This is a genomic window from Streptomyces sp. NPDC056580 (assembly GCF_042793175.1).
Lineage (GTDB): Bacteria > Actinomycetota > Actinomycetes > Streptomycetales > Streptomycetaceae > Streptomyces.
The window spans coordinates 215,496-231,379 of the sequence record NZ_JBHTVE010000005.1; the positions used below are offsets into that span (position 1 = coordinate 215,496).

Here is a 15,884-nt window from a genome sequence, read left to right on the forward strand (position 1 = left end):
CACTTCCCCTGTGTCTCTCCCCCGCCTTGAAGACGATGGCTCATCAAGCCACGTCAAAGCCACAGAAGCGGTGCATCATGTTCCTGCATGTACAGGACCCTGGGGGGTGGAGATTTGCCTAATACTCACACGAACGAGACACATCATCCTCACGGGATGACGGATCTCTGTGAAGACGGCAAGCGCCTGTACGCCGACGCGCTGCGGCTGGGACGCGTCGCCCGCCCGGAGGCGGAAGCAGCCCCCTGCCTGCTGGAACTCGCGCTGCTGCACCCCGATCCGGACGATCCGAAGTGGCTGCGGCCGGTACCGCCCGCCGCCGCGCTCGCCCAGCGTCTGCACCCGATCGAACGGGAGATCCAGGAGCGCAGACACGCCGCGATCGAACTCACCGATTCCTTCGAGCCATTCATGGCCATCAGCGCCCAGAGTACGGGGGACACCAACGCGGTCACCGTGCACGAGGGCATCGAGCGGATCAACGCGGCCATCGAACGGGCCACCGCCGACTGCCGGCACGAGGTGCTCACCGTGCAGCCCGGCGGCGGACGCAGCGAGAACGTCCTCGGCATCGCGCTGAAACGGGGTCAGGCCGTCATCGAACGCGGGATCTCCATGCGGACGCTGTACCAGCACACCGTGCGGCACAGCCAGGGGACGCTCGCGTACGCCGAGATCATGGCCAAGGGGAAGGTCGAGATACGCACGCTCGAGGAGCTGATCGAGCGTCTGATGATCTTCGACCGGGAGGTCGCCTTCATCCCCGCCCGCGACGACCGCCAGGTGGCCCTGGAACTGCGGCACCCGGCCCTGGTGGCGTACCTGGTGAAGGTCTTCGAACAGCTCTGGCGGCGCGCGGTCCCGCTCCTGGAGGAGCCCGCCTACGCGCCCCCGGTCGACGGCGTCACGGGGGTGCAGCGCTCCATCGCCAAGCTGCTGGTCGAGGGACACGTGGACGAGGCGATCGCCCGCCGCCTCGGCATGAACGTACGGACCTGCCGGGCCCACATCGCCAAGCTGGCCGCCGCCCTCGGCAGCGGCAGCCGCGCCCAGCTCGGCTACCTCATAGCCCGCTCCGGGCTGCTGGACCAGGAACCGGACCCCGAGCCCGGCCTGCCGGCCCCGGCACCGCACGGCTGACGGCCCGCCCCGGTGAGGCGGCGCGGGAGCCGTGCCCGGCGCGTACGGCTCAGCGCACGCCCGAGGACTCCTGGCCGGGCGCTCCCAGCGCTGCGGGGGCGGCCGGCGGGCCGCTGTGCGGAGGCCGGTCCAGGCCCACCTGGGCGATCCGCACGCCCAGTTGGGTACGGCTGGCCGCGCCGAGCGTGTCCGAGAGCCGGGCGATGTGCGCCCGGCAGGTGCGCACGCTGATGCCGAGGCGTTCGGCGATCACCGCGTCCTGGTGCCCCTCGGCGAGCAGCGCCGCGATGGACCGCTCGCGGTGCGAGATGCCCTCGATGCCGGTGTCGGGCAGCGGGGCCGTCAGCGGCAGCGCCAGCCGCCACAGCCGCTCGAAGACGGTCACCAGGTACTCCACGAGGGCCGGGTGCCGCAGCTCCAGGGCCATCGTGCGCTCGGCGTTGGCGGGGATGAACGCGACCGTGCGGTCGAAGAGGATCAGCCGGTCGATGACCTCGTCCAGGGTGCGGGCCTCGACCGTGCCGCCCATCAGCTCCAGGTAGTTGAGCAGCCCCTGCCCGTGCCGGGCCACGTGCGTGTACAGGTCGCGCATGCGCACGCCCCGGCCGCGCAGCGCGAGCGCCCGGTGCAGCCCCTCGGTCAGCTCGTCCTCGCGCCGGATGCCGCCGGGCTGCACGGTGAGCACCTCCGCGGCGCACGCGGCGGTCGCCTCGTCCATCGCGGCCTGGATGCGGGAGAGCCCGTCCAGCACCCGGATGGCCGTGCCCTCACCGGACGCCGACAGCGCCTGCAGCTGCGTGCCCAGGCCCGCGTACCACTCGAAGGCGGCCACCGCCGAGCCCACCCGGCGCTGGCTCTCCCTGACCTCGTCGTGGACCCCGCGCAGCAGCCTGGTCATGACCTCCTGCGGCGAGGTGGGCACCAGCCAGTCCATGTCGTCGGGGTCGGGGTGCAGCAGGGCCAGTTCCAGCAGACAGGGCACCGGCCCGGCGTCCGTGCGCGGCACCCGCCCCCGGCGTACGGCCCGGGAGTACACCCGGTCCCCGGCCTCGCACAGCCGGTCGGCACCGTGAGGATGCTCCTCCGTCCCGTGCCCGGCCATCGCCCATTCCACCCCCGGTTGCTGCCACTTCCGCAGCGCAACTATGCGCGGCCGGGATCGGGTCCGCAACACGGCTCCGGCCGCCCCGGGCGGGGAAACCAGCCGGTATGCGCCGTTGCGTACGGTCTTCCGCCCGCCGCGGCAGCAACAAGCTGCAAGGGTGGGACGTGGGCTACTTCAGGCCGATCGACGCGCAGGCCGCCTTGTACTTGGCCGTGCAGATGTCGCCGACCGAGTAGATGCCGTCGGCGATGACGGTGTCCTTGATCTTGGACCGGGTCAGGGCGCTCACCTGGACGAGCCGGGACGGAATGTCCTTGTCGGTGGGGCTGTCGACGCGGTCCTGGGTCAGGGCGTCGAACTGGATGTCCTTGCCCTGCACCTTGGTGACGGCCATCTGGGCGGCGGCCTCGGCCTCGTCCGGGTAGGACTTGTAGACGCTCATGTACTGCTCACCGGCCACGATGCGCTGCACCGCGTCCAGTTCGGCGTCCTGGCCGGTGATCGGGGGCAGCTTGGTGACACCGGCCGCCGTCAGGGCCTTGATGACCCCGCCCGCCATGCCGTCGTTGGCGGAGTAGACCGCGACGATGTTGTCCTTGCCGATACCGGCGATCGCCTTGGCCATGTTGGCCTCGGCGTTCTCCGGCTTCCAGTCCGTGGTGTCGAAGGACTCCGCGATGTCCACCTTGCCCTTCAGCTCCGACAGCGCGCCCTGCTTGAACTGCTTGGCGTTGGGGTCGGTGGGCGAGCCGTTCATCATGACGATCTTGTCGGAGGTGTCCACGCGCGAGCCCAGGGCCTCCAGCAGCGAGCGGCCCTGCACCTCGCCGACCAGCTCGTTGTCGAAGGAGATGTAGGCGTCGATCGGGCCCTCGGCGAGCCGGTCGTAGGCGATGACGGGGATGCCCGCCTCCTTGGCCTTCTTCACCTCGCCGACGATGCCGTGCGAGTCGACCGCGTCGAGCAGGATGACGTCGACCTTGTCGTCGATCATCGTCTGCATCTGGCCGGCCTGCCGGGATGCGTCCGCGTCCGCGTTGGCGTACTGGACCGTGCCCTTCTTGTGGGTCAGTTCGGCCACCTTGGCCTTGATGATCGGGTAGTCGAACTTGTCGTAGCGCGTGTTCGCCTTCTCCGGCAGCAGCAGACCGACGGTGACGTCGTCGCCCTTCGTCGGGCTGGCGCTCGCACCGTCCCCCGTCGCGTTCAGCACGCCGCACCCGGCGAGCGAAAGGATCATCGTGGACGCGGCCACGGATATGGCGATACGACGCATTCGAGGGCTCACTTCAGGTGCGATCCGGACGTGGGTGCTGCTTTACGACCCAGGTGTCTGAAAAGACAACGCGGCGCGCCCACCCGGCGTCAAGCAGAACTACTTAACGAGTGCGCAACAGCACGCTCCGCTGCACCTGTGAAGGAGGAGCGGAATCCCCTCCAAACACTCTTTACGGACCCTCCACGCAAAGGAAGTTCATGGAAGGGCAAAGATCCGCCCAGCCGGCGGCGGCCGCGGCGCACGCGAAAGGGGCCGGGGACGGTCACCCGTCCCCGGCCCCTGCCGGTGCTCGCCGCGGCCTGCGGTCAGTCGGCCTGCTGCTGCCGCTTCGGCCGCCACACCACCAGCGCGCTGGTCTGCTGGACCTCCTGATACGGCACCAGGTCGCGCCGGTAGGAGGCGTGCACGGCCGCCTCGCGCTGCCGCATCGCGGCCGCCGCGCCGTCCAGGGCCGCCTGCAGCTCCGCGACGCGGGACTGCAACGCGGCGACCTGGTTCTCCAGTTCGATGATGCGCTTGATTCCGGCCAGGTTGATGCCCTCGTCCTGCGACAACGTCTGCACCTGGCGGAGCAGTTCGATGTCACGGGCCGAGTAGCGGCGGCCCCTCCCCGCCGTGCGGTCCGGGGAGACCAGACCCAGACGGTCGTACTGGCGCAGCGTCTGCGGATGGAGACCGGAGAGCTGGGCCGCCACCGAGATGACGTAGACCGGGGTCTCCTCGGTCAGTTCGTACGGATTACGCCGACGGCCGGGTGTGTCCATGGGGCGCTCAATCTCCCTTCGCGGCCTCGAACAGCTCCGCCCGCGGGTCCTCCCCCGCGGTCGCCTCGCGATACGCCTCCAGCGCGTCACGAGCCTTCCCCGACAGGTCCTTCGGCACACTCACCTCGACGGTGACCAGCAGGTCGCCGCGGGTGCCGTCCTTGCGGACCGCGCCCTTGCCCCGGGCGCGCATGGTGCGCCCGTTCGGGGTGCCGGGCGGCAGTTTCAGGGTGACCGCCGGGCCGCCGAGGGTCGGGACCCGGACCTCGCCGCCGAGGGCCGCCTCGGCGAACGTGACCGGCACGGTGACGGTGAGGTTGTCGTCCCTGCGTCCGAACACCGGGTGCTCGCCGACGTGCACGACCACGTAGAGATCGCCCGCCGGTCCGCCCCGCTCGCCGGGCGCGCCCTTGCCGCGCAGCCGGATCCGCTGCCCGTCCGTCACGCCGGCCGGGATGCGGACCTGCATGGTGCGCGAGGACTTGGCACGGCCGCTGCCCTTGCACTCCATGCAGGGGTGCTCGGCGATCAGGCCGCGGCCCTTGCAGTCGGGGCAGGGGTCGGTGAGCGAGAACCCGCCGCCCGAGCCCCGGGCCACCTGTCCGGTGCCGACGCAGGTCGGGCACACGCGCGGTGTGCCGTTCTTGTCGCCGGTGCCCGAACACGCCTTGCAGGGCGCCTGGGAGGACATCCGCAGCGGCACCGTGGCGCCCTCGATGGCCTCCGTGAAGCTCAGCGTGACCTCGGTGTCGATGTCCTGGCCGCGCCGCGGCTGGGTGCGGGTGGCACCCGTGCCGCCGCGGTTGAACAGGCCCCCGAAGACGTCGCCGATGCCGCCGCCGAAGCCGCCCGAGCCCTGTGCGTTGCCCCCGAAGAGGTCGCCCAGGTCGAAGTTGAAGTTGCCGCCGCCGGCGCCCGGCCCGGGGCGGAAGCCGCCGTTGCCGAACAGGGCGCGCGCCTCGTCGTACTCCTTGCGCTTCTTCGGGTCGCCGAGGACGTCGTTCGCCTCGGAGATCTCCTTGAAGCGCTCCTCGGCCCTGGCGTTGCCCTTGTTGGCGTCCGGGTGGAACTCGCGGGCGAGCTTCCGGTACGCCTTCTTGATCTCGGCCTCGGTGGCGTCCTTGGGGACGCCGAGGACCTTGTAGTAGTCCTTCTCGATGAAGTCCTTGGTGCTCATCCCCGACGTCCCTCCTTCCTCGCGGTGATTACGTCAGCCCTCCTCCGGGCCACCGTTCTCCTTGTCGTCGGCCGCCTTCGCCTCGGTGCTCTCCTCGGCGCCCTCGGCCTTGACCGTCTGCGCGCCGGGCTGCGGTTCGGCGACGGCCACCCGCGCGGGGCGGATGGTGCGCTCGCCGATGCGATACCCGGGCTGCAGGATGGCCACGCACGTCGTCTCGGTGACGTCCGGCGCGTAGCTGTGCATCAGGGCCTCGTGGATCGTCGGGTCGAAGGGCTCGCCCTCCTTGCCGAACTGCTGCAGGCCCATCTTGGCCGCGACGGTCTCCAGCGACTCGGCCACCGACTTGAAGCCGCCGACCAGTTCGCCGTGTTCCCGTGCCCGGCCGATGTCGTCGAGCACGGGCAGGAGCTCGGTCAGGAGGTTCGCGATGGCGATCTCCCGGACCGCGACCCGGTCGCGTTCGACGCGGCGGCGGTAGTTCTGGTACTCGGCCTGCAGGCGCTGGAGGTCCAGGGTGCGCTCGTTCAGCGCCGTGCGCACCTGGTCCAGCTGTGCCACCAGACCGGCGTCTGCGGTTGCGTCCCCGGCCGGGGCCGCCCCCTCCTCGGGGGCGGCCTTCGGCTCGGCGTCGTCAGGGGTGGCGCCGGAGGGGACGTCGGGCTTCTCTTCGAAGCCCGGGGTCTCCTCCGTCACGCGGCACCGTCCTTGCGCTCGTCGTCGACGATCTCGGCGTCCACGACGTCGTCGTCCGCCTTGGCCTCGCCGCCGGGCGCGCCACCGGCGGCCTGGGCGGCCTGGGCGTCGGCGTACATGGCCTGGCCCAGCTTCTGCGAGACGGCGGCGACCTTCTCGGTGGCGGTGCGGATCTCGGTGGTGTCCTCGCCCTTGAGCTTCTCCTTCAGCTCGGCGACGGCCTCCTCCACCTCGGTCTTCACCTCGCCCGGGACCTTGTCCTCGTTGTCCTTGAGGAACTTCTCGGTCTGGTAGACGAGCTGCTCGCCCTGGTTGCGGGTCTCGGCGGCCTCGCGGCGGCGGTGGTCCTCCTCCGCGTACTGCTCGGCCTCCTGGCGCATCCGGTCGACCTCGTCCTTCGGCAGCGAGGAGCCGCCGGTGACGGTCATCTTCTGCTCCTTGCCCGTGCCCAGGTCCTTGGCGGTCACGTGCATGATGCCGTTGGCGTCGATGTCGAAGGACACCTCGATCTGCGGGACGCCGCGGGGCGCCGGCGGCAGACCGGTCAGCTCGAACATGCCGAGCTTCTTGTTGTAGGCCGCGATCTCGCGCTCGCCCTGGTAGACCTGGATCTGCACCGACGGCTGGTTGTCCTCGGCCGTGGTGAAGATCTCCGAGCGCTTGGTCGGGATCGTGGTGTTGCGCTCGATGAGCTTGGTCATGATGCCGCCCTTGGTCTCGATGCCGAGGGACAGCGGGGTCACGTCGAGGAGCAGGACGTCCTTGACCTCACCCTTGAGGACACCGGCCTGGAGCGAGGCGCCGATGGCGACGACCTCGTCCGGGTTCACGCCCTTGTTGGCCTCCTTGCCGCCGGTCAGCTCCTTGACGAGCTCGGCGACGGCGGGCATGCGGGTGGAGCCGCCGACCAGGACGACGTGGTCGATCTCGTTGATCGAGATGCCGGCGTCCTTGATGACGTTGTGGAACGGCGTCTTGCAGCGCTCCAGCAGGTCCGCGGTGAGCTGCTGGAACTGGGCGCGGGTGAGCTTCTCGTCCAGGTGCAGCGGGCCCTCGGCGGACGCGGTGATGTAGGGCAGGTTGATCGAGGTCTCGGTGGACGAGGACAGCTCGATCTTCGCCTTCTCGGCGGCCTCGCGCAGACGCTGCAGGGCCATCTTGTCCTTGGCCAGGTCCACGCCGTGACCGGACTTGAACTGCTGCACCAGGTAGTCGACGACGCGCTGGTCCCAGTCGTCGCCACCGAGGTGGTTGTCACCGTTGGTGGCCTTCACCTCGACGACGCCGTCGCCGATCTCCAGGAGGGACACGTCGAAGGTGCCGCCACCGAGGTCGAAGACGAGGATCGTCTGGTCGTCCTTGTCGAGGCCGTACGCGAGGGCCGCGGCGGTGGGCTCGTTCACGATGCGCAGGACGTTCAGACCGGCGATCTCGCCGGCCTCCTTCGTCGCCTGGCGCTCGGAGTCGTTGAAGTAGGCCGGGACGGTGATGACCGCGTCCGTGACCTTCTCGCCCAGGTAGGACTCGGCGTCCCGCTTCAGCTTCTGCAGGATGAAGGCGGAGATCTGCTGCGGGTTGAAGTCCTTCCCGTCGAGCTGGATCTTCCAGTCGGTGCCCATGTGGCGCTTCACCGAGCGGATGGTCCGGTCCACGTTCGTGACCGCCTGGCGCTTGGCCACCTCGCCGACGAGCACCTCGCCGTTCTTCGCGAAGGCGACGACGGACGGCGTGGTCCTGGCACCCTCGGCGTTGGTGATGACGGTGGGCTCGCCGCCCTCCAGAACGCTGACGACGGAGTTAGTCGTGCCCAGGTCGATGCCGACCGCACGTGCCATGGTTGATTCCTCCAGCTGACTTGAGTGGAACAGGCTCAAGTGTGCATGAGGAGACCCGCGCGGTCAACAGACCTGAGTCAACGGGACTCAAGTCTTATCCGCTCCTTACACGCAACTGCCCTCTGACCTGCGTCGACACACTTCGACGAGGCGGTTGGACAGGAATGCGAAGGAGTACGAGGACGGCGAGCACCACCCCGCCGGCCACCCACAGCACCGCCCTCTCCCCGGTCCACCCCGTGTGCACGAGCACTCCCACGAGCACCGAGGAGAAGGACCCGGCGCCCAGCAGCACCACCGCGCCCGGCGGGGTCGGCCCGAGCCGCCGCAGCCGGTGGGCCAGGTGGTCCGGGCCCCGCCTGAGCAGCGGCCGGCGGGAGAGGAGCCGGGCCAGGACGACGAGCAGGAGGTCGGCGGCGGCCACGGCGCTCAGGCTGAACACCACACCCGCCGTCCGCTCTAGCCCGTACCCCGCGCGCGTGAAGACGACGGCCGAGGAGAGCAGGAACCCGGTGAAGAGCGATCCGCAGGCCCCCAGCCCCACGCGCGCGGGGTGCCAGTTGTGCATGAGGAAGCCGGTCAGCGCGGCGGCGAACACGCTGAGCAGCACGGCGAGCCCGTCCATCAGCTCCGCCGCGGCGCAGACCCCCGCCCCGAAGGCGGTGACCACCCCGACGGTCCCGGCCAGCCCGTCGGCGTGGTCGAGCCCCTTGAAGGCCAGCGTGGCGAGGACGATCCAGCCCACGGCCAGCAGCCCGCCCCAGGCGCCCGTCTCGTCGTACGGCACCACGCCGGCCGCCGCGACGGCCGCGCCGGTGACCAGTACCCGCGCCCGCAGCCGCCACACGTCGGCGACCAGCCCCAGCAGGGCGATCCCGGCGGCGACGGCGAGCAGCCGGCCGACCCCGTCCCCGAACGGCGCGATCCCGGACCACTGCCCCGCCCAGGCGACCAGACAGGTGACGGCCACGACGGCCACTCCGCCGAGCACCGGGAGGGGCCGCTGCCGCCGCCGGTCCACGATTCCCGCGCGCAGCGCGGGCAGCCGGAGCAGCGCCGCGAGCACGGCGGTGAGGAGGAGGGCGGCGCAGGCCGCGGCGATCCCGTAGAGCACGGCTCTAAGTTAGGCGCGAAAGTAGCAATTCGGTACGAATAACACGATCTGATTGCCGGTCGGCTCAGGCACACCTCAGCGACCCAGATCACCTCGCGCCTGGCTACAGTGCGAGTAAAGATGCGGGTAGTCTCGAACGGACTGCATAAGTTACCGCTTAGTAATTTCCCTCGCAGGCCCGAGGAGCCCCGAAATGCAACTCGCCGCGATCATCGTGTCGCTGGTTCTGATCGTGGTCGGCGTGGCCCTGTTCGCCCGCGCCCTCCTGCAGATCTACAACTTCATGCGGCTCGGCCAGAACGTGCCCGCGGGCACCCGGACCGACGAGCCCGGCCGGCGCACCGTCACCGTGGTCAGGGAGTTCCTGGGCCACACCCGGATGAACCGCTGGGGTGTCGTCGGCGTCGCGCACTGGTTCGTGGCGGTCGGTTTCTTCTCGCTGCTGCTGACGATCGTCAACGCCATCGGCCAGCTCTTCCAGGCCGACTGGATCCTGCCGGTCATCGGCGACTGGGCGCCGTACAACGTCTTCGTCGAGTTCATCGGCACGATGACGGTGCTCGGCATCCTCGCCCTGATCGTCATCCGCCAGCTCACGCACCCGCGCAAGCCGGGCCGCAAGTCCCGTTTCGCCGGCTCCAACTTCGGCCAGGCGTACTTCGTCGAGGCCGTCATCCTCATCGTCGGCGTCTGCATCTTCATGCTGCACGCGCTGGAGGGCGCCCAGCACCACGTGGACGGCTACGAGGCCTCGTTCTTCATCTCGTACCCGGTCGTCCACTGGCTCGAGGGCATGGACGTCTCCACGCTCCAGAACCTCACCTACTTCTTCGCGGGCCTGAAGATCGCGACCTCCTTCATCTGGATGATCACGGTCGCCCTGAAGACCGACATGGGTGTGGCCTGGCACCGCTTCCTCGCCTTCCCGAACATCTGGTTCAAGCGCAACGCCGGCGGTGAGACCTCCCTCGGCGCGCTGCTCCCGATGACGTCCGGCGGCGAGCCGATCGACTTCGAGGACCCGGGCGACGACGACGTCTTCGGCGTCTCCCAGGTCGAGCAGTTCTCCTGGAAGGGCCTGCTGGACTTCTCCACCTGCACCGAGTGCGGCCGCTGCCAGTCGCAGTGCCCCGCCTGGAACACCGGCAAGCCGCTCTCCCCGAAGCTGCTGATCATGTCCCTGCGGGACCACGCCCACGCCAAGGCGCCGTACCTGCTGGCCGGCGGCGGCAAGACCGTGGAGGGCGAGGAGAAGGCCTCCGAGGAGCAGCTCAAGGACGTGCCCGCCGCCGCCCTCGCGGAGGCCGAGCGGCCGCTGATCGGCACCGCCGAGGAGAACGGCGTCATCGACCCGGACGTGCTGTGGTCCTGCACCACCTGCGGCGCCTGCGTCGAGCAGTGCCCGGTGGACATCGAGCACGTCGACCACATCGTCGACATGCGCCGCTACCAGGTCATGATCGAGTCCGCGTTCCCGTCCGAGGCGGGCACGATGCTCAAGAACCTGGAGAAGAAGGGCAACCCCTGGGGCCTGGCGAAGAAGCAGCGCCTGGAGTGGACCAAGGAGGTCGACTTCGAGGTCCCGGTCGTCGGCAAGGACGTCGAGGACCTCAGCGAGGTCGAGTACCTCTACTGGGTCGGCTGCGCCGGCGCCCTGGAGGACCGCGCCAAGAAGACCACCAAGGCCTTCGCCGAGCTGCTGCACATCGCGGGCGTGAAGTTCGCGATCATGGGCGGCGACGAGAAGTGCACCGGTGACTCCGCCCGCCGCCTGGGCAACGAGCCCCTGTTCCAGGAGCTCGGCATGGAGAACGTCATGGCCCTCAACACGGCGTTCGGCGAGGAGCTGGACGACGACGGCAAGGTCACGGCGGAGTCGAGGAAGCCGAAGTCGGCGAAGAAGATCGTCGCCACCTGCCCGCACTGCCTCAACACCCTCGGCAACGAGTACCCGCAGCTCGGCGGCGACTACGAGGTCATCCACCACACCCAGCTCCTGCAGCACCTGGTGGACGAGGGCAAGCTGGTCCCGGTCACCCCGGTCGAGGGCGTCATCACCTACCACGACCCGTGCTACCTGGGCCGCCACAACAAGATCTACACGCCCCCGCGCGAGATCATCGGCAAGGTCCCCGGCCTGCGCAACGAGGAGATGCACCGCCACAAGGAGCGTGGCTTCTGCTGCGGCGCCGGCGGCGCGCGGATGTGGATGGAGGAGCGCATCGGCAAGCGCATCAACAACGAGCGCGTCGACGAGGCCCTCTCCCTCGACCCGGACATCGTCTCCACCGCCTGCCCGTTCTGCCTCGTCATGCTGACCGACTCGGTCAACGGCAAGAAGAACGACGGCAAGGCCAAGGAGTCCATCCAGGTCGTGGACGTCGCCCAGCTGCTCCTCGACTCCGTCAGGACGCCGGTCGACCCGGCGGGCGAGGCGGAGACGGAGAGCGAACCGGAGCCCGAGCCGGTGAAGTGACCACCCTCCGGACGGCCCACGGCTGAACGGCCCACGGCGCCCCCTGAACCGCACGGCGGAGCAGGGGGCGCCGTGGCGTGAGCGGGCCGCCGGCCATGACCGGCCGGTTCCCCGGCCCCGCCGCTCACCGCGCCTCGGTGACGCGTGCATGATTGCCGGATCGTCGTCCGAGAGCCGGGAGAGGTGCGCGGTGCGCGTGCGCAGACATGGGATCAGTACCGCGAGTACCGCCGTCCTGTGCGGCACCCTGTTCCTCGCCGCCTGCGGCCCGGGCGGCGCCGACGGCGCGGACGGCCCCACGCCCGCGCGGATCGCCGACGCGGACCTGGTGGTGCGCACGCACCGGGGCGGCACCGAGGACACCGTCGCCGTGTACCGGGGGTCGGCGAGGGACCTGCTCGGCGGCAGGCCCGCGGTGACCTTCTCCACCTCGGAGTTCCTGGCGGGGTGACCCGGTCCGGGGCCGGCCCTGCGGCCACCGCGACCGCCGTGGCCCCGGCGGACCCGGGTGAACCCCGGCGGACCCCGAGATGACCCGGGACCTGCTGCTGACGGTCCCTTAGGGGATGTCACAGGTCGGCCGCAAAGCCGGGCCCGGACGCCCCGGTCCGGCACGGGAGTCTCCGGGACCAGGTACGTTCGAGGGCGTGGCTGGATTCAGGAACGGACGCGGGGGCCGGGACAACCGCACCCCCCAAGGACAGCAGGCGCCGCAGGGACCGTCGTACGGACAGGGGCGGCCCGGCGGGCCGTCGCACGGACGGCAGCAGCCGCCGCACGGCCGGCCCCCGGGCCCCTCGTACGGCTACCCTTCTGCGCCGCAGCCGCCGTACCCGCAGCAGGGACAGCCGTACGGGTACCCGGGGTCGGCCGACGACGGCCCGGAGTACTTCGGCGACGGCGGCCACCCGGGCGCCGGGCACGGCGGGCACGACCCGTACGCGGCCAACAACCCGGGCCACACCCAGGCGTTCTCGGTCGACGAGGCGGCCGGCTACACCCAGGGCTCGACCTACCACGCCGGCGCGGCCGCGCCGTCCGGCCCGATCGGCCCGCCCCTGCACTGGAAGGAACTGCTGAAGGGCGTCGTCCTCGCCCCGAACCAGACGTTCCTGCGGATGCGGGACTACACGATGTGGGCCCCGGCGCTCATCGTCACCTTCCTCTACGGCCTGCTCGCCGTCTTCGGCTTCGACGGGGCCCGCGCGGACGTGATCGACGCGACGCTCTCCAACGCGATCCCGATCGTCCTGGTCACCGCCGTGGCGATGGTGCTGAGCGCCTTCATCCTGGGCGTGGTCACCCACACCCTGGCCCGCCAGCTCGGCGGCGACGGCGCCTGGCAGCCCACGGTCGGCCTGTCCATGCTGATCACCTCCCTCACGGACGCCCCCCGCCTGGTCTTCGCCATGTTCTTCGGCGGCGACGCCGGCTTCGTCCAGCTCCTCGGCTGGGCCACCTGGATCGGCGCGGGCGCCCTGCTGACCCTGATGGTGTCCCGCTCGCACGACCTGCCCTGGCCGAAGGCGCTGGCCGCGTCGGCCATCCAGCTCGTCGCGCTGCTGTCGATCGTGAAGCTGGGCACCTTCTAGCCCGCCCCGCACCGCACGCCGAGGCCCCCGCGCGGTCGACCGCCGGGGGCCTTTCGCCACGCCCCGCGCACTGCGCCGGTGAGGCTGTCCGGGGGAAAAGAAGGGCGTTGCAGCGCGCCCACTGATCGTTCGCCGTCCGCCGTCGCCATTGTGTCCAGCGAAGCCGGGAATCCGGCGTCAGCGACGACGAAAGGTTGGTCGAGTGAAGTTCGCCAAGCGATGTGCCGCTGTCAGCGCCGCTGTGACGGCGGCAGTGCTCTTCAGCGCCGGCGGCGCCCAGGCGCACGGTATCGGGGACGTCCTTCCGCTGCTGAACAACACGACGCTCCTGCGGATCTCCTACCCCTCCATGGACCAGGCACGGCCGGGCAACACCGCTACCAGGGCCCTGAGGTCCGCCAAGGGCGAGAAGGCGGGCACGATCACCGTCAACTGCAACCAGCAGCAGCAGCAGCAACAACAGCAGCAGCAGGGGGACCCGGCGGCCAAGAAGACCACCAAGGTCCTGAAGACCGTCAAGGACGCCGACGGCAACACCGTCATCAACTGCAACCAGCAGCAGCAACAGCAACAGCAGCAACAGCAGGGCGGGAAGTGACGGCGGCCACCTGATCCGACGGCCCGGCGGCCGGATGGCACACGAGCCCGGCCGCCGGGCCGTTCTAGAGCGCTTCCCTGTTCGCCTTGGGCGCCGCGCCCGACCTGTGTACGGGAGGCAGGACGCTCCACGGGAAGTTGATCCAGTCCTCGGTGCGCTTCCATACGTACTCGCACTTGACCAGGGAGTGGGACTTCTCATAGATCACCGCGGAGCGCACCTCGGCGACCGTGTCGAGGCAGAAGTCGCGCACCAGCTTGAGCGTCTTGCCGGTGTCCGCGACGTCGTCGGTGATCAGCACCTTCTTGTCGGAGAAGTCGATCACGTTCGGCACGGGCGCGAGCATGACGGGCATCTCGAGGGTGGTGCCGACGCCGGTGTAGAACTCGACGTTCACCAGGTGGATGTTCTTGCAGTCCAGGGCATAGGCCAGCCCGCCCGCCACGAACACCCCGCCCCGCGCGATGCTCAGCACGATGTCGGGCTCGTAGCCGTCGTCGGCGATGGTCTGCGCCAGCTCGCGGATGGCGGTGCCGAACCGCTCGTAGGTCAGGTTCTCGCGTACTTCGCTCATGTCGTCGCCGTCCTCACACCTGGGTCCGATGGAAGTTCAGGTAGGACCGCGAGGCGGTCGGCCCGCGCTGCCCCTGGTACCGGGAGCCGTAGCGCTCGCTGCCGTACGGGTGCTCCGCCGGCGAGGTCAGCCGGAACATGCAGAGCTGGCCGATCTTCATGCCGGGCCACAGCTTGATCGGCAGGGTGGCGAGGTTGGACAGCTCCAGGGTCACGTGACCGCTGAACCCCGGGTCGATGAACCCGGCGGTGGAGTGCGTGACGAGCCCGAGCCGGCCGAGGGAGCTCTTGCCCTCAAGGCGCGAGGCGAGATCGTCGGGAAGCGTGATCACCTCGTACGTCGACGCCAGCACGAATTCGCCGGGGTGCAGGATGAACGGCTCGTCGCCCTCCGGCTCCACCAGCCGGGTCAGATCCGCCTGCTCGATCGAGGGGTCGATGTGCGGGTACCGGTGGTTCTCGAACACCCGGAAGTAACGGTCCAGCCGCACGTCGATGCTCGACGGCTGCACCATGGTTTCGTCATAGGGATCGATCCGTACCCGCCCGGCGTCGATCTCGGCCCGGATGTCCTTGTCTGAGAGAAGCACGCCCCGAGGATACGCAAGGCGCGCGGAGCCCCGACAATCGTGACGACTCCGCGGGCCTGTGTCCGTGTGCGCCGGGTTACGGCTACCGCTTCTCCAGGGCGACCGGCACCACACTGCGGAGCCGGGCACACCGTGGACACCTCATGAGCCGGCCGGGGCCCAGCCGCTCGGCCTTCTGCATCGGGAACGAAGTGGCGCTGAAGACGTGCCCGTCCGCGCAACGAACGTCGGTGCGTTCCATCAAATCCCTCAAGTCCCTTCCCCAAGAGCCGCGTCGGCCTGCTGCACTGCCGACGAAAGCCACATTACGGGATCAAAGAGACGACTCTCCAGGCGGCACTCCGGCCCCGCCCGGCCCCTCTCACCACCCCGCCACGGTACGCCTCAACTCCGTTCCCCCGCAGGCGGATCCCATGCCCCGAATACACGTGGACCCCCGGTCCGGGCACCGGGGGTCCACGATGGGGTACAGTGAGCGAGCGTTCGGGCATCGACTCCGCGGAGCCGGTCCGCCCGAAGTTACGCGGGTGTAGTTTAATGGTAGAACATCAGCTTCCCAAGCTGAGAGCGCGAGTTCGATTCTCGTCACCCGCTCCACGAAGAAGGCCCAGGTCAAAGACCCGGGCCTTTTTGCTGTCCTCGGCGATCACTCGTCGCGTGCCAGCTGAGGACATTCACGCGCAGGCTACCGCCGACGCGACTCTGAATGATCGGTCGATCCGCTCGCGCTCGTGATGGCACGGCGTGGGCCGCGACGAGGGGCAGCCCGTGGAACCCGCAGACATCGTCGCCTCAGCCGCGCTGCGCAAGATCGTCTACGAGGTCCCCGTCCGCCGGCGAGCGCGTCCGATCTCGGCCCGGGACCTGCGGCGATGCAACGGTTCCTGAACCGCTGGTACCCGATTGGACTCACGGAATCACACCAGAGATACGTCCGAAATGCCC

The 15,884-nt window shown here is 69.8% G+C and carries 14 protein-coding genes and 1 tRNA gene; 6 read left to right on the forward strand and 9 right to left on the reverse strand.

The window, feature by feature from the left end; genetic code table 11:
* Positions 1–156: 156 nt before the first annotated feature.
* Complete coding sequence (locus tag ACFQ9Z_RS12350; RefSeq protein ID WP_383015023.1) at positions 157–1,140, forward strand: helix-turn-helix transcriptional regulator; 984 nt, start codon at positions 157–159, stop codon at positions 1,138–1,140.
* Between the two features lie 49 nt (positions 1,141–1,189).
* On the opposite strand, the gene ACFQ9Z_RS12355 is transcribed toward ACFQ9Z_RS12350, so the two are convergent.
* The 7 genes from ACFQ9Z_RS12355 to ACFQ9Z_RS12385 all read right to left on the reverse strand — a co-directional run bounded on the left by ACFQ9Z_RS12355 (position 1,190) and on the right by ACFQ9Z_RS12385 (position 9,110).
* Positions 1,190–2,242 carry a LuxR C-terminal-related transcriptional regulator gene (locus tag ACFQ9Z_RS12355; protein ID WP_383015026.1) on the reverse strand — a complete coding sequence of 351 codons (1,053 nt, stop codon included), beginning with the start codon at positions 2,240–2,242 and terminating at the stop codon, positions 1,190–1,192.
* A 172-nt stretch (positions 2,243–2,414) separates the two neighbouring features.
* Positions 2,415–3,521 carry a sugar ABC transporter substrate-binding protein gene (locus tag ACFQ9Z_RS12360; RefSeq protein WP_383015029.1) on the reverse strand — a complete coding sequence of 369 codons (1,107 nt, stop codon included), beginning with the start codon at positions 3,519–3,521 and terminating at the stop codon, positions 2,415–2,417.
* A gap of 308 nt (positions 3,522–3,829) precedes the next feature.
* Positions 3,830–4,288 carry a heat shock protein transcriptional repressor HspR gene (locus ACFQ9Z_RS12365; protein ID WP_383015032.1) on the reverse strand — a complete coding sequence of 153 codons (459 nt, stop codon included), beginning with the start codon at positions 4,286–4,288 and terminating at the stop codon, positions 3,830–3,832.
* Between the two features lie 7 nt (positions 4,289–4,295).
* The gene (dnaJ, locus tag ACFQ9Z_RS12370; protein WP_383015035.1) at positions 4,296–5,465 is read right to left on the reverse strand and encodes a molecular chaperone DnaJ; all 1,170 of its coding nucleotides are present in this window, start codon (positions 5,463–5,465) and stop codon (positions 4,296–4,298) included.
* Positions 5,466–5,498: 33 nt separating this feature from the next.
* A complete protein-coding gene (gene grpE, locus ACFQ9Z_RS12375; RefSeq protein WP_383015038.1) occupies positions 5,499–6,161 on the reverse strand; it encodes a nucleotide exchange factor GrpE in 663 nt (220 codons plus the stop codon).
* The gene (gene dnaK / locus ACFQ9Z_RS12380) at positions 6,158–7,996 is read right to left on the reverse strand and encodes a molecular chaperone DnaK (RefSeq protein ID WP_383015042.1); all 1,839 of its coding nucleotides are present in this window, start codon (positions 7,994–7,996) and stop codon (positions 6,158–6,160) included. The genes grpE and dnaK overlap by 4 nt, the downstream gene beginning before the upstream one ends.
* Positions 7,997–8,090: 94 nt before the next feature.
* Positions 8,091–9,110, reverse strand: a complete 1,020-nt coding sequence (locus ACFQ9Z_RS12385; protein ID WP_383015045.1) for an MraY family glycosyltransferase — start codon at positions 9,108–9,110, stop codon at positions 8,091–8,093.
* A gap of 193 nt (positions 9,111–9,303) precedes the next feature.
* Between ACFQ9Z_RS12385 and ACFQ9Z_RS12390 the strand changes: the two genes are divergently transcribed.
* The 4 genes from ACFQ9Z_RS12390 to ACFQ9Z_RS12405 all read left to right on the forward strand — a co-directional run bounded on the left by ACFQ9Z_RS12390 (position 9,304) and on the right by ACFQ9Z_RS12405 (position 13,776).
* The gene (locus ACFQ9Z_RS12390; protein WP_383015049.1) at positions 9,304–11,586 is read left to right on the forward strand and encodes a (Fe-S)-binding protein; all 2,283 of its coding nucleotides are present in this window, start codon (positions 9,304–9,306) and stop codon (positions 11,584–11,586) included.
* Between the two features lie 196 nt (positions 11,587–11,782).
* The gene (locus tag ACFQ9Z_RS12395) at positions 11,783–12,037 is read left to right on the forward strand and encodes a hypothetical protein (RefSeq protein ID WP_383015052.1); all 255 of its coding nucleotides are present in this window, start codon (positions 11,783–11,785) and stop codon (positions 12,035–12,037) included.
* Positions 12,038–12,152: 115 nt separating this feature from the next.
* Positions 12,153–13,178 (forward strand): YIP1 family protein, encoded by a 1,026-nt coding sequence (locus tag ACFQ9Z_RS12400; RefSeq protein WP_383015055.1) that lies wholly within the window; start codon positions 12,153–12,155, stop codon positions 13,176–13,178.
* A 241-nt stretch (positions 13,179–13,419) separates the two neighbouring features.
* Positions 13,420–13,776: a hypothetical protein gene (locus tag ACFQ9Z_RS12405; protein ID WP_383015058.1), complete on the forward strand. Its 357-nt coding sequence runs from the start codon at positions 13,420–13,422 to the stop codon at positions 13,774–13,776.
* A gap of 64 nt (positions 13,777–13,840) precedes the next feature.
* Here ACFQ9Z_RS12405 and ACFQ9Z_RS12410 read toward each other — a convergent pair whose 3' ends face one another.
* Complete coding sequence (locus ACFQ9Z_RS12410; RefSeq protein WP_383015061.1) at positions 13,841–14,350, reverse strand: phosphoribosyltransferase; 510 nt, start codon at positions 14,348–14,350, stop codon at positions 13,841–13,843.
* Positions 14,351–14,363: 13 nt separating this feature from the next.
* On the reverse strand, positions 14,364–14,939 hold the full coding sequence (gene dcd, locus ACFQ9Z_RS12415) for a dCTP deaminase (RefSeq protein ID WP_143629928.1): 576 nt from the start codon (positions 14,937–14,939) through the stop codon (positions 14,364–14,366).
* A 523-nt stretch (positions 14,940–15,462) separates the two neighbouring features.
* On the opposite strand from dcd, the gene ACFQ9Z_RS12420 reads away from it, so the two are divergent.
* Positions 15,463–15,536, forward strand: a tRNA-Gly gene (locus ACFQ9Z_RS12420).
* Positions 15,537–15,884: the final 348 nt, after the last annotated feature.

Excerpts from the sequence above, each read along its gene's own strand:
- ACFQ9Z_RS12350 (WP_383015023.1), top strand. The coding sequence starts at position 157 with ATGACGGATCTCTGTGAAGACGGCAAGCGCCTGTACGCCGACGCGCTG.
- ACFQ9Z_RS12355 (WP_383015026.1), bottom strand. The coding sequence starts at position 2,242 with ATGGCCGGGCACGGGACGGAGGAGCATCCTCACGGTGCCGACCGGCTG.
- ACFQ9Z_RS12360 (WP_383015029.1), bottom strand. The coding sequence starts at position 3,521 with ATGCGTCGTATCGCCATATCCGTGGCCGCGTCCACGATGATCCTTTCG.
- ACFQ9Z_RS12365 (WP_383015032.1), bottom strand. The coding sequence starts at position 4,288 with ATGGACACACCCGGCCGTCGGCGTAATCCGTACGAACTGACCGAGGAG.
- dnaJ (WP_383015035.1), bottom strand. The coding sequence starts at position 5,465 with ATGAGCACCAAGGACTTCATCGAGAAGGACTACTACAAGGTCCTCGGC.
- dnaK (WP_383015042.1), bottom strand. The coding sequence starts at position 7,996 with ATGGCACGTGCGGTCGGCATCGACCTGGGCACGACTAACTCCGTCGTC.
- ACFQ9Z_RS12390 (WP_383015049.1), top strand. The coding sequence starts at position 9,304 with ATGCAACTCGCCGCGATCATCGTGTCGCTGGTTCTGATCGTGGTCGGC.
- ACFQ9Z_RS12400 (WP_383015055.1), top strand. The coding sequence starts at position 12,153 with ATGTCACAGGTCGGCCGCAAAGCCGGGCCCGGACGCCCCGGTCCGGCA.
- ACFQ9Z_RS12410 (WP_383015061.1), bottom strand. The coding sequence starts at position 14,350 with ATGAGCGAAGTACGCGAGAACCTGACCTACGAGCGGTTCGGCACCGCC.